The organism is Rheinheimera maricola (genome assembly GCF_016918075.2).
In the GTDB taxonomy this organism is placed as follows: Bacteria; Pseudomonadota; Gammaproteobacteria; order Enterobacterales; family Alteromonadaceae; genus Alishewanella; species Alishewanella maricola_A.
In genome coordinates this window covers 419,946-433,901 of sequence record NZ_JAERPS020000005.1, presented here as the reverse complement: position 1 = coordinate 433,901, position 13,956 = coordinate 419,946, and the positions used below count along the sequence as shown (strand labels likewise).

8 protein-coding genes are annotated in these 13,956 nt (G+C 50.3%); 7 read left to right on the top strand and 1 reads right to left on the bottom strand.

Going from position 1 to position 13,956, the window contains the following annotated elements:
• From I4W93_RS15440 to I4W93_RS15415, 6 genes are all read left to right on the top strand, one after another.
• On the top strand, positions 1–718 hold a 718-nt coding region (locus I4W93_RS15440; RefSeq protein WP_500808180.1), incomplete at its 5' end, for a mannitol dehydrogenase family protein.
• On the top strand, positions 718–1,386 hold the full coding sequence (gene eda / locus I4W93_RS15435) for a bifunctional 4-hydroxy-2-oxoglutarate aldolase/2-dehydro-3-deoxy-phosphogluconate aldolase (RefSeq protein ID WP_205312456.1): 669 nt from the start codon (positions 718–720) through the stop codon (positions 1,384–1,386). The genes I4W93_RS15440 and eda, both read left to right, overlap by 1 nt.
• Before the next feature lie 10 nt (positions 1,387–1,396).
• Entirely contained in the window at positions 1,397–2,353 is a 957-nt protein-coding gene (locus I4W93_RS15430; protein WP_205312455.1) for a sugar kinase, read from the top strand.
• Between the two features lie 394 nt (positions 2,354–2,747).
• The gene (locus I4W93_RS15425; protein WP_205312454.1) at positions 2,748–4,361 is read left to right on the top strand and encodes an NADP-dependent glyceraldehyde-3-phosphate dehydrogenase; all 1,614 of its coding nucleotides are present in this window, start codon (positions 2,748–2,750) and stop codon (positions 4,359–4,361) included.
• A gap of 29 nt (positions 4,362–4,390) precedes the next feature.
• Positions 4,391–5,488 carry a pectate lyase gene (gene pelA, locus I4W93_RS15420; RefSeq protein WP_205312453.1) on the top strand — a complete coding sequence of 366 codons (1,098 nt, stop codon included), beginning with the start codon at positions 4,391–4,393 and terminating at the stop codon, positions 5,486–5,488.
• 113 nt (positions 5,489–5,601) lie between these two features.
• Complete coding sequence (locus I4W93_RS15415; RefSeq protein ID WP_205312452.1) at positions 5,602–8,373, top strand: FAD-binding and (Fe-S)-binding domain-containing protein; 2,772 nt, start codon at positions 5,602–5,604, stop codon at positions 8,371–8,373.
• Between the two features lie 52 nt (positions 8,374–8,425).
• Here the strand turns inward: I4W93_RS15415 and I4W93_RS15410 are convergent, their stop codons facing one another.
• Entirely contained in the window at positions 8,426–10,885 is a 2,460-nt protein-coding gene (locus I4W93_RS15410; protein ID WP_205312451.1) for an EAL domain-containing protein, read from the bottom strand.
• A 160-nt stretch (positions 10,886–11,045) separates the two neighbouring features.
• Between I4W93_RS15410 and I4W93_RS15405 the strand changes: the two genes are divergently transcribed.
• Positions 11,046–13,955, top strand: coding sequence for a response regulator (locus I4W93_RS15405; protein ID WP_205312450.1), 2,910 nt, complete (start codon positions 11,046–11,048; stop codon positions 13,953–13,955).
• Position 13,956 lies beyond the last annotated feature (1 nt).

Sequence of the window (13,956 nt, the reverse complement as noted above, 5' to 3'; positions counted from 1 at the left end):
GATTAAGCGCGAAGCCTTTGTGCAGTGGGTGATTGAAGATATTTTGCCGGCCGACCGGCCAGCCTGGCAGCAAGCCGGTGTGATATATGCTCAGGATGTCACGGCGTTTGAAAAAGCCAAGCTGCGTTTACTTAATGCGCCGCATTCTACCCTGGCCTATGTTGGCTGTTTGCTTGGCTATGAAACCGTATTTGATGCCATGCAGGATAAAGTGCTAACGCAGTTTATTCAGCAAATGATAAGCGATGAGATTATGCCGTCGTTCAAAGCTCCGGCCGAGCTGGATGTTCAACAGTACAGCGAAGATATTCTGGCGCGGTTTCGCAACCCGGCTATCCGTCATATGCTGGCGCAAATTGCCTGGGACGGCTCGCAAAAGCTGCCGATGCGTATTTTACCTGCCATCAGCGATAACTTAGCTGCCGGCAAACCTATCGACAAACTGGCGTTTGCCATCGCCGCCTGGTGCCGTTTTATTGTGAAGCGTTACAACGACAACGATAAACTGGTTGACCCGTTAGCAGAGCAATTGCTAGCCGTGGCGGCGCAGTGCAGCGGTAATGCCGACACCGACGTAGCGCTGTTTTTAGCGGTGGATGCGGTGTTCCCGCCACAGCTAAGTTTAAACAACACCTTTTTCAGCGCAGTGCATACTGCATATCAGCAATTAGTGTCCCGCCCGGCTTCGGCATTGGCGGCGTTTACAGGAGTCGTTTGATGTCGTCGTTACCTCCGTTATTGTCGTCTTTGCTATCACCTGTAATTAAGGGGCCGGCATTATTACCCATTATTCAGGCCGATACGCCGGATGACGCTGTCGCCATAGCCAAAGCATTACAAGATGGCGGTGTAGGTTCGGTAGAAGTGGTACTGCGCACCCGCCAGGCACTAGCCGCCATTACGGCTATTCGCTCGGCACTGCCCAACTTATTGGTAGGTGCCGGTACCGTATTAACGGCTGCTGATGCCAATGCCTGCAAAGACGCCGGCGCGCAGTTTCTGGTTAGCCCGGCCAGCACACCTATGCTGTTAGAAGCCATGCTGGCCAGCGGTTTGCCATTTGTACCTGGTGTAGCGACGCCATCAGAAATTGCCATGGCGTACGAATACGGTTTGCGCGAAGTGAAGTTTTTCCCGGCGCATTTATCCGGCGGCATTGAGATGCTAAAGGCACTGAGTGGTGTATTCCAGCACGTAAAGTTTTGCCCCACCGGCGGCGTTGGCCAGCATAATCTGGCCGACTTTTTAGCCTTGCCGAATGTATTTGTTGCTGGCGGTTCATGGCTGACACCGGCTAGTATGGTGAAAGCCCAGCAGTGGAGCCACATTACGGCTTTGGCTGCTGAGGCAACCGCCATTGCCAGACAGATCAAAACCGCCGCATAAGGAGCAGAGCATGAGCAAACGTATTGTCATTATGGGTGAGTGCATGGTCGAGCTATATCAGCTGGTCGACAATGTCTATCACCAGAATTTTGCCGGTGATGTGTTTAATACTGCGGTGTATTTAAAGCGTACCTGCGAAAACCCGGTTGATGTACAGTTTTTTACCGCAGTAGGTACCGATCTTATCAGCGACAAGCTGGTACGGGCAGTCGAGCGGGAAAAAATAGACACCAGCCTGATGCTGCGCACTAAAACGGCCCGCCCGGGCCTGTATATGATTAATACCGATGCTTTTGGCGAGCGCAGTTTTGTCTACTGGCGCGACAGCTCGGCGGCGAAACAGGTATTGCAGTGTTTTAATGCTCAGCTCAGCTACGATGCGATTAAAGGCTGCGATATGTTTTATTTTTCCGGCATTACGCTGGCGATTTTATCCGATAGCGACCGCGCACAGTTATTCGAGCTGATAAGCCGGTTAAAAACCGATGGCAGCCAGATAGTGTTTGACCCGAATTACCGCCCGGCGCTGTGGCAAAACGCTGATGTAGCCAAAGCGGCCTTTATTCAGGCTTATAGCTTAGCCGATGTCGCACTGCCGGGGCTGGACGATCACCGTGTGCTGTTTGAGGCGAAAACCACCAATGATGTACTGGCGCAGCTGACTGAGCTGGGGGTAGCTGAGATCATCGTTAAGGATGGCGTAAACGGCATTAACGGCCGTTATCAGCAGCAGGGTTTTACTGCGTTGGCACATCCGGTGAAGAAGGTGGTAGACACCACCGCAGCCGGAGATTCGTTTAACGGCGGTTATCTGGCTGCGCGGTTAGGTGGCATAGCACCGCAGCATGCAGTGAAGTTTGCTGCCCGGTTAGCGGGCTTTGTGGTGGAGCACACCGGCGCTATTGTCGGCAAGGATCACTTTAACGGCTTTTGGGCGCAGAACCGGCCTTCGGTGTTTGTGAAGTGATTATTTAGCCGGTATCGGTGGTTGGTGACGCCGCAATAAAACACGCAGACACGCCGTAAACCCATCCGTGGGTGCTCCATTACAAACTTCATTCATGAAGTTTGCCCGTTGGGCCAGCGGAGCTGTTCAAATTCGTTCCGGACGAATTTGTCCCGCATCCATGCGGGAGACGGTCTGCTTAGTTTTTTCCGGTACCACTACCAAATATCGATGAAACACTGAAACAACAAAGCGAAGCAGTTAAGGGTATACACGACGTCTTTGCGTTCCCTTAACTGTGAAGCCAACAACGGTACCAGAACAAAGCAACATAAAAAGATCCGGCCCAAGCCGGGCAAGCGTCGCATCTGACCCTGACTAACAACCAAGTCAATTTTGTTAGAAGGAGCAAGGCATGAGTTTAGCAACAGTTTTTCCGCAAGCCGCTGATATACCGGCAGAGTTTGCCCATAAGGGCGAAATAACCCAGCGCGAGTATTTACTCAATGGCGAGTTGGTGCAGTGGCAGGGCGAATTAAGCCCGGTAGTTAGCCCGATCTACATTCGCGACGGTGAAGCACTGCAGCAAGTCGTGCTTGGCCATACGCCGTTACTGGATGCCGACACTGCATTAAAAGCACTCGACAGTGCAGTAAAAGCCTACGACTTAGGCAGGGGCGCCTGGCCAACTATGGCAGTGCTGGAGCGTATTCAGCATGTAGAGAAATTCCTCAGCTTAATGCAACTGCAGCGCGATGAAGTTATTCGTCTGCTGATGTGGGAAATTGGCAAAACCTACCCCGATGCGGCGAAAGAATTCGACCGTACCTGTGACTATATCCGCGACACCATCGCCGCGTTAAAACAGCAGGACAGAGACGCCAGCCACTTTATTATCGAGCAGGGCAGTTTAGGTAAAATTCGCCGCGTGCCGGTAGGCGTGGCGCTGTGTATGGGGCCGTTTAATTATCCGTTAAATGAAACCTTTACCACCTTAATTCCGGCGCTGATCATGGGTAACACCGTAATTTTCAAACCGGCCAAATACGGTGTGTTGCTTATTCAACCGTTGCTGCAGGCGTTTTTACAAAGCTTTCCGCCTGGCGTTATCAATATTATTTATGGTCGTGGCCGCGAAACCGTCGGTGTGCTGATGGAAAGCGGCAAAATCGATTTATTCGCCTTTATCGGCACCAATAAAGGCGCCAGCGATTTAAAACGTATGCACCCCAAACCGCACCGGCTACGCGCTGTGCTGGGGCTGGATGCGAAAAACCCGGCCATTATCCTGCCCGACGCCGATATCAGTCGCACAGTGAAAGAATGCGTCGCCGGTAGTTTGTCCTTTAACGGCCAGCGCTGTACTGCACTGAAAATTCTGTTTGTACATCAAAGCCGTGCCGCTGAGTTGGTAGATAAACTCTCCAGTGCCATTGGCGAGCTAAAAGCCGGTATGCCATGGCAAAGTGGTGTGGCCATAACGCCGCTGCCTGAACCGGGCAAAACGCAGTTTTTAACCGGGCTTTTAGAAGATGCGCTAGAGAAAGGCGCCAAGCTGCAAAACCCTGGCGGTGGGCAAGCAACGGCCTCGTTGTTTACCCCGGCGCTGTTGTACCCGGTTAACAGCAGCATGCGGCTGTATAACGAAGAGCAATTCGGCCCACTGGTACCGGTGGTGCCTTATAACGATATTAACGAAGTTATTGATTATGTGGTGAACTCTAACTTTGGTCAGCAGCTGAGTATCTTTGGTCAGGACGCGCAGCAGGTAGGTGAGCTGGTGGATATTTTTGCCAACCAGGTGGGCCGCATTAACATCAACAGCCAGTGTCAGCGCGGGCCGGACAGCTTCCCGTTTAATGGCCGCAAAGACTCGGCAGAGGGCACCTTGTCGGTAGTGGATGCACTGCGGCAATTTTCGACACCAACCTTAGTGGCAGCGAAATATCAGGACAGCGATATCGACTTTGTTAAGCAGATGGTAAAAACGCGCAGCTCGCACTTTTTATCAACGGACTTTTTGTTCTGATGCGCTCTCTGTTGCTATGGGTCGGCTTAATGTTGCCCTTAACTGCCGGTGCAAATTACTGGCAGGGGCAATCGTTAACTGAACCGTGGCAGCAGTATTTAGCCCAATCTGCAAAGCTGCTACAGCTGGATTTAGCGGTGCTGGCTACAGAACAGCAGGGTAGAGCGCTAACTGCGGCAAGCAAGCACAAGCAGTTTGGTTTAACCGCTATTGGTAATGCCATTGAAGCAGAGGCGGTGCTGAGTTTTCAAACACCCTCCGGCGGCTGGAGCAAGCGCACCGATATGCGTATTGCCCGGCAAGCCGGCCAGCAGCTTGGCGCTGAGCCGGATTATGTGCCCACTTTTGATAATGATGCCACCAGCACGCAGTTGCACTGGCTGGCCGATTTTTATCCCAGAGCTGCGCCGTCACAGCAGCAACGTATTGTGCAGGCAATAGAGCGCGGTGTGGCGCTGATATTACTAGCGCAGTATCCCAATGGCGGATTTCCGCAATCGTATCCGCTGCGCGGTGGCTATCATGATGCGATAACGCTGAACGACAACGCCCTGTATCAGTTGATGCAGCTATTGTGGCAGGTGGCTTATGATAAGCGCTTTGCCATGCTGGCCGATAGCACTAAAGCCGATTCTGCCGCCGCGTTTTATCGGGCGGTAGACTGGTTGTTGGCTAATCAGGTAGCCGTAAATGGTAAACGCACGGTGTGGGGCGCACAGCACCACCCGTTAAGCGGTGAGCCGGTAGCCGCGCGTAAGTTTGAGCAAGTGGCGCTGGTAAGCAGCGAAAGCGCCAAACTGCTGCAGCTACTGCTGCGCCATGCTGCAGACTACCCCGGCGTGGCGCAGAGCCTGGCCGATGCTGCCAGTTGGCTACGGCAAAAACAGATTAAAGACAAAGACCGCTACCGTGATGCAGAAGGACGGTTGTCGTTAATTGATCGCCCCGGTAGCGTGATCTGGTCACGCTTTTACGGTATTAGCAGTGGCCTGCCGGTGTTTTTCGACCGTGACGGCAAAACGTACTCAGATGTGAGCCAGCTGTCGCTGGAGCGCCAGCGCGGTTATGGTTGGTATCAAAGCGTTGCCAGCGAGTTTTTGGCGGAGTATGACAAAACGCAATCTTAGGTGTGTATAAATTATTCATTAGTTCTGGTTGGTGGTAAAAATTTTATGCAAGCTGTCGGCGAATACCGTATTATCGGTTAATCTGATAGCAGTATTCCAGGGGCGAGGTCGGTATGCAGGCGCAGTTTATTCAGGCCGTTAAACAGCTTATTCCCGCTGAGCGTTATTTTGACGACCCTATTGCTACGTTAGCCTATGGCACCGATGCCAGCTTTTATCGCTTGCTGCCCAAATTGGTATTACGGGTTGAAAGCGAAGCCGAAGTGGTGGCGCTGTTAAAACTGGCGAATGATTATCAGGTGGCGTTAACCTTCCGTGCCGCCGGCACCAGTTTATCCGGCCAGGCGGTAACCGACTCTGTGCTGCTGGTGCTGGGCGAAAACTGGCAACAACGTGAAGTGCGCGGCCTGGGTGAGCAAATACGCCTGCAACCCGGTGTTATAGGTGCGGCGGCCAACAGCGTGCTCAGCAAGTTTCAGCGTAAAATCGGCCCGGACCCGGCATCAATTAACAGCTGCAAAATCGGCGGTATAGTCGCCAATAACGCCAGCGGCATGTGCTGCGGCACCGCGCACAACACGTTTAACACCTTAGCCGCCATGCGGTTGGTATTGTTTGATGGCACTGTATTGGATACCGAAGATGCACAAAGTGTGGCTGCGTTCCGGCAAAGTCACGCCCAGTTGCTGGCAGAGCTTGAATTGCTGGGTGCGAAAACCCGCGCCAACAGCGAGCTTAACGCTAAAATCCGCCATAAATACCGCTTAAAAAACACCACCGGTTTCTCACTGAATGCCTTAACCGAATTTAGCGATCCGATAGATATTCTTACCCATTTAATGGTGGGATCAGAAGGCTGCCTCGGTTTTATCAGCGCGGTAACGTACAACACTGTGCCGGAGTATCCGCACCGCGCCACCGGGTTGTTGGTATTCCCGTCGGTGCAAAGCTGTTGCCTGGCAGTAACCCGGCTAAAACAGCAACCGGTATCGGCAGTCGAGTTGCTGGACCGGCGTAGCCTGCATTCGGTAGAAGATAAACCGGGCATGCCACCTTGGGTAAAAGGCTTGTCAGATAACGCCTGTGCTTTATTAGTGGAGAGCACGGCAGCCAGCGGCAGTTTGTTGCAACAGCAACTGGCACGACTACGCACCGCGCTGCGTGACTTCACGCTTGAGCAACAGGTTGATTTTAGTACTGATCCTGTGGTGTATAACCAGCTTTGGGCTATTCGTAAGGGCACGTTCCCGGCAGTAGGCGCAGTGCGTAAAACCGGCACTACGGTCATTATTGAAGATGTTACCTTTCCGGTAGAGCAGTTGGCAGAAGGGGTGTCACAGCTGCAGCAGCTGTTCGACAAATATTATTACACCGAGGCGATTATTTTCGGCCATGCGCTGGAGGGCAATCTGCATTTTGTTTTTACCCAGGGCTTTGATGATGCCACCCAGGTAGCACGCTATGATGCTTTTATGCAGGAGGTTGCGCAGCTGGTAGCGGTGCAGTTTGGTGGTTCGCTAAAAGCCGAGCATGGTACCGGCCGCAATATGGCCCCTTTTGTTGAGTTGGAATGGGGTGCTGAGGCATATCAGCTGATGTGGCAGATTAAGCGGCTGCTCGACCCACAGCATATTCTTAACCCTGAGGTGGTGCTAAGCCACAATCCGCAGTTGCACCTGCAAAACTTAAAACCGTTACCGGCAACAAACCCGCTGGTAGATAAATGCATTGAATGCGGCTTTTGTGAGCCGGTGTGCCCGTCGCGTAAGCTCACGCTAACACCACGTCAGCGCATTGTGACGCAGCGCGAAATATCGCGCTTAACTACCAGTGGTGATGAGCCACAGCGGTTGGCAGCTTTGCAGCAATCTTATCAGTATCAGGGCAATGACAGCTGTGCTGCTTGCGGTATGTGCAGTACGGCCTGCCCGGTAGGTATTAATACCGGTGACTTAACCCGGCAGCTGCGCGCAGTGAACAACCGGCCATGGCAGGGTGTTGCCGCTTTTATCGCGCGGCACTTTGGTGTTGCTGCCGCTATAAGCCGTTTGGGCCTGGCTGTAGGCGGCATAATTGGCGCAGTGCTGCCGCGCTGGCACAAGGCTATGCCAACAGCAAACTACCGCAGTGTGGTAAATCAGTACGCGGCTGATCAGGCATTAACGCCGCTTATCTATCTGGCGTCTTGCTCCGGCCGTGTCATGGCCCCTGCGGCCAAAAGCAAAGATAAGCGCAGCTTGCAGCAGGTAAGTGCCAGCTTACTGCAAAAGGCAGGCTATCAGCTGATCGTGCCGGACGGTATCGACAGCCAGTGCTGTGGTATGCCATTTCAATCGAAGGGCCAGTTTGCGGCGGCAGAAATTAAGCAACGCGAGTTGGAGCAATGGCTGCTTAAGGTAACCAACAACGGCGACATTGCGGTTTTTTCTGATACCAGCCCTTGCAGTTTAACCTTGCGCGGCATGTTAGACTCCAGGCTAAAAATCTATGACAGTGTCGATTTTTTACATGATCAGGTGCTGCCTAAACTAAATATTGCGCCGCTTAACGAGGCGGTAGCCCTGCATATTACCTGCAGTGCCAGTCAATTCGGCCAGGCTGGTAAACTACAACGGCTGCTTAGCGCCTGTAGCAATAAAGTGGTTGTGCCGGAAGGTATCAGTTGCTGCGGTTTTGCCGGTGATAAAGGTTTTGTATTGCCCGAGCTTAATGCATCAGCGTTGTCTGGCTTAAAACAGCAGGTGAGTGGGTGCTCACAAGGGGTATCGACCAGCCGTACCTGTGAAATTGGGTTATCGCGCCACAGTGGTATTGAATATCAGCATCTTATGTATTTGTTGGATAAACAAAGTGACCCGATTTGTGGCACACAGGCACTGGAGTAGGATATGAAGCCTGAAAAGAGCGGTTACAAGTATTGTTATAATCCATGATTGTTTAATCTGAATAACGGGCTTTAGCTGAGTATGAAACCTTATTCTCAATATCTGCAGCAATTAACGGTTTGCTAAAGTAGTAACCCTGAAAGTAGTGACACTTTTCCTGTTGTAACAACAGCAATTGTTGCGGGTGCTCAACGCCCTCTGCGGTAATTTTTAAGTTAAGTTCGTGTGCAAGGTGAATAATAGCTAAGGTTAAACGTCTTGCTTTAGTATCACCTAACTTATTAATAAAGCTACGATCAATTTTTAAAATGTCGACCGGGTAGCGATCCAGGTAGCTTAATGATGAAAATCCAGTGCCAAAGTCATCTAAAGCAATACTTACACCCAACTGCTTCAGGCTGCACAACTGCTGCATCACAACATCACTTTGTTCTATCAAAATGCTTTCGGTAATTTCTATGATCAGGGCGGTTGCGGGTAGGGTATGTTGTGCCAGCACTTTAGTTAACTGTGCTACCAGCTCAGGATTAGCAATATCAGGCGCACTAAAGTTAATGCTTAAGCGCAGATTTGGCTGGATTTTTCGCCAGTGCGCCAGTTGGCTGATGCCTTGTTGCAACATTTGCAGTGTGAGGAAGGTTATCAGACCCTCTTCTTCCAACAGCGGAATAAACACCTCAGGGCTGATAAAGCCGAGCTGTGGGTGTTGCCAGCGAGCTAAAAGTTCGACACTACAAAGCTGAGCTGTGTGATCGACTATAGGTTGATACACCGGATAAAAGGCTTTTTGCTGCAATGCGGGTTTTAAACTTTGCTGTAACTGATAGCGTCGGCTGATCTCAGATTGCATAGTGTTGTTGTAATGACGAATTTGATAACCGCTGTTTTTCTTAGCATCATGCAAAGCAATGTTAGCCTGTTGTAGTAATGTTTCAGCTTGCTCGGTGTAATTATCTGGCCGGCAGATACCAATACTGGCCGTCAGGTTAATATCTTTAAGTAGTTCGTCTGTGTGTTGGGATAACTGTAGTAACAGCTTTTCTGCCAGTTTATTCACGCTTAGTGTATCGTCGGTATGCAGCAGCAGCCAGAATTCATCGCCGTTTTGCCGGTACAGCTTATCGGTGGTTTCCAGTTGTTGCGCCAAACGCCATGCTGCGGTTTGCAACAATAAATCGCCGGTGCTGTGGCCATAAACATCGTTCACCAGATGAAATTTATTTAAATCCAGTTTTAGTAAATAAAACGGCCGTTGCTGTTGTTGTAAAGCGGTAATATCGCGGTGTAGTTGTTTCAGCGTCGGCAGTGCCGTTAAGGTGTCTAATTGTTGCATAAGCTCTGGCTGGCGCATCAGTTGGCGCTTTTGCTGGCGTAACAAACGGCTTCTTTTTACTCTGGCCTCTACCACCATAAGCAGGCGCCACGGTGCTATTGGCTTATGAATAAACTCATCTCCTGCCAAGCGCACTGCCGCCAGTTTTTCATCAACACTTTCATCCGCCGACATAAACACAATAGGGGTATCAATAAGGTCAGTGTGCTGTCTGATAATCTGCCCCAGTTCCAGGCCATTACAGTCTGGCATGTGCAGGTCGATCAGCACTAACTCGGGTTGGTGCCGCAGTATCAGTTGTAAAGCTTGTTTAGCTTGCTGGCAGCAATACACCTGATAACCTGCCAGTTTAAGTGTCTGGCGGTAAAAACGTAACACGTCGTTATCGTCATCAATTAACATCACGCGGTAAGGATCTTGCTCTGGTTTTTGCAGCAGGGTAGTTAGCATCTGGCATAATTTTTCTGAACTGACCGGTTTGGCCAAATAGTGGCTGCTGCCAGCTCGAACAGCCGCCAGCCGGTTGCTAAAATTGTCATAAGCCGATATAAATAATACCGGAAAGGCTGCGCCTTGCTGTTGACGAACCTGTTGTATATAGTCAGCACCAGCAGTTTCGCCTTCGGGAAATGCCATATCGCAAATTACCGCCAGCGGTTGCTCCTGCCGCACCGTATCCGCTAGTTGTTTAATATCCTGCAGCGGGATCACCACATACCCAGCATCATTTAAAGCCTGAGTGTGGTGCCGTAGCAAGTCGGTATCGTCATCCACAAACACCACTTTGCTTTTTTCGGCTGTAACCTGATTAAGACTTTGGCTATAACTCTGTGTATCTGTTTCTCCGGTGCTGTCATTTACAAGCTCATCGACAAGTGACACCAGGGCGTTGTGGATAAAGCTAAGGGCTGTATTGTCGGTAATGTTGTCTGCATTGAGTAATTTATTTAGTTGTTGTGCCAGCTGAGATATTTCAGGAAAACCATAAATAGCGCCAGAGCCTGCCAGTTGGTGACTTAGCCGTTGAAGTTGCATAAGTGCATCTGCATTGCCATCTGCACTGCCATCTGCGCTAAAGTCTAACCAGCTTTGTTGCAACTGTTCAGCCTTGTACAGCAAATTTTTGCGGTACTGCAATTGCATTGTGCGCCATTTGTTGCCGCTGAGTGTGTTAGCCATGCTGCGTCTGACAACCTTATTCAATTTGTTGGTTAATGTTAGCAAAAAAATTTACATTTACAGCGATTATTTTCCCGTTTTAATAACTGCTATGGCCTAAGCTTGCAATTCAATGTCAGCTGGTTAATGCTGAGACAAAGTTACTTGTTTGGTTAATGTAATGATTAACAAGATAAAGCAGCGCTATTTCTCGAACACTAACCTTTATCTGTTGGTCGCGGCTGCCGTGATGTTGGTTATGCTGCTGTCGGCTTGGTATGTCATGCAGCAACGGCAAAAGAGTTTTAACACACGGCTAAGCCATTTACATCAGTTGCAATTAAACCAGTTAGCACAAGTTAATTATGCTGCCAGACAGCAGGTGATGATAGCGGCGCAACTTGTAGCATCTGATCAGAACCTAAAGCAATTGCTACTGGCGGCGGCTGAAAGCTATCGTGCAAATGAACCAGCAGCGATGTTTGATACGCTGCGTCAACAGGCATTACCGCTAATAAACCACTACTGGCAAACCTTACTGCCTTATGGTGCCAGTCAGTTGCATTTGCATTTGGCACCTGATGCCTACACCTTGTTACGCGCGCACCGACCAGAGCGACACAGCGACCGGCTTGCCGATATACGCCCTTTGGTAATGCACAGCCTTAACAGCGGTAAAAATGCTGTCGGCATTGAGCTTGGCAAGCATGGTTTGGGGCTGCGCGCAGTAGTGCCGGTAATAGACCCGCAAGGCTTGGTGCAGGGCGCTGTTGAGCTGGGCGTAGATTTACAAAAAGTATTTCAACAGGCTCAAACCGGTTTAGCCGCTGGCGACAGTGAAGATGCTACCGCTGCAATGTCGATGGCCATGTTGGTGGCATCCGATATTACGGCTGTACTGAATAAAGACATGCAGCAAAGCTGGTATCAAGGCGAAGGCTGGAGCACAGCGGTGTCATCTGCGCTGTTGCGCTACTGGCTCGACAACAATGCCTTGCCGCGCCAGCTAACCCAACAGCAGCAGTTGCTGCTTGATTATGCTGGCAGAGAATATTTAGTCTCGCTGCTGCCAATGCCGGTTTGGGGCGAAGACCAGGCTGAAGCCAGGTTACTTAGCGTAATCTGGCAGGATGTTACAGCGCAAATTAATACCCAGCAAAAAGCGAACAAACTTATTTGGCTAATCTGGTTAGCCGCAACCTTATTGTTGCTGGCGCTGGGGGTGTTATTAGTATCGTACCTGCGCCGCCAGGCCCAGCATGAGGTGGCAGGACAACAAGCATTGCTAAAACAACAAGAGCAAAAACTGTCGGCGCTATATCAGCTTTCGCCGCTGCCTATTTTATTAAACCGTTTTAGTGATGGGGCCTACATTGAAGCAAACCCCGCCATGGAGCAGCTGGTGGGTTATACACCGGAGGAGTTAAAACAGCTTAGTTACTGGGATTTAACCCCGGAATGCTATGCCGAAGCAGAGCAACAGCAGCTAAAAGCACTTACAGAGACCGGCCGCTACGGCCCTTACATTAAGCAATACCGCCATAAAAATGGTGACTTGATAGACATAGAACTTAATGGCGTGTTGTTTAATGATGCGCAGGACGAAAAATTTATCTGGAGCATTATTAAAGATATTCGCGAAATTAAACGCCTGGAAAAACTTAAAGATGACTTTGTCTCTACCGTTAGCCATGAGCTCAGAACGCCGCTAACCTCGATAAGCGGCTCATTAGGCTTAGTGCTTGGCGGTGCAGGGGGGGCGCTTAGCCCAAAAGCGGAAAAATTGCTCAGTATTGCCCACAAAAACAGCCAGCGCTTAAACCTGCTGATTAACGATTTGTTAGATATTGAAAAACTGATGGCCGGTAAAATGCGCTTTGATGAGGCTGCGGTAGCTTTACCACGCTTATTGCACGAAGCGCTGGAGCAGCATCAGCCCTTTGCCCTGCAGCATAATGTTAGTTTAACCCTGCAGGCCGCGCCTGACGTTCAGCTATGGATTGACACTGCCCGTATTCAGCAGGTGTTGACGAACTTTTTATCCAACGCAGTAAAATTTTCCCCGTCTGGCGCTGCAGTGATATTAAGTGCCGAATTGCAAGGGCAAAATGTCAGGATATCGGTGCAGGATCAGGGGCCGGGCATTGCCGCAGCCGACCAACCGCAGTTGTTTAAACGCTTTTCACAGCTTAATCATGCTGAAAATCAGGCTAAAGGTGGCACCGGCCTTGGCCTTGCCATAAGCCGCGAAATTGCGCGGCATTCAGGTGGTGATGTCGGTGTTAAATCGGCTGCCGGCCAGGGGGCAACATTCTGGCTGGAACTGCCGTTGTATCAACCAGAAATACAAGCTGCGCAAGGTGATGCAGTGCTGGTGTTAGAGGATGATGCCGATACTGCCCACCTGTTGTGTGAGTTTTTACGTGCCCAACATTATGCACCGGATTGGGCAGCAGATACGGCGGCAGCCTGGCAAAAGTTAGCCAGCCACAGCTATGTTGCAATGACACTGGATTTAAAGCTGCATAATGATAGTGGTGCCGACTTCTTTCTGCGTTTACGTGATAACCCGGTAACAGCTAATTTGCCGGTGCTGGTTGTTTCTGCTTTTGTCGAGCACGGCAAATTACAGTTAGCAGCGCTGGCCCACGCACTCGACTGGCTGGAAAAGCCGGTTACCCCTGAATTGCTCGGCGTTAAGTTGGGGCAGCTGTTAAGTCAGTTGCCAACAAAAAATCGTTATCAACGCATTTTACATATTGAAGATGATCAGGATATTGTCACTATTATGCGCATGCAGCTGGAAAGTCTGTGCGATTATCAGGCGGTAGCATCACTGACGCAGGCGAGAAAAATACTACAACAGCACAGGTTTGATTTAATTTTACTGGATTTGGGGCTACCCGATGGTAATGGTATCGATGTGTTGCCTGATATAGTCGCTACTCAGGGCGATATTCCGGTAGTGATTTTTTCCGCGCAAGATCTCAGCCCGGAAAATAAAGCCAAAGTGCGGGCGGTATATAGTAAAAGCCGCATTAATACCGAAGTATTGGCAAAGTATTTGAAAAACATTCTTAATTCAGCATAAA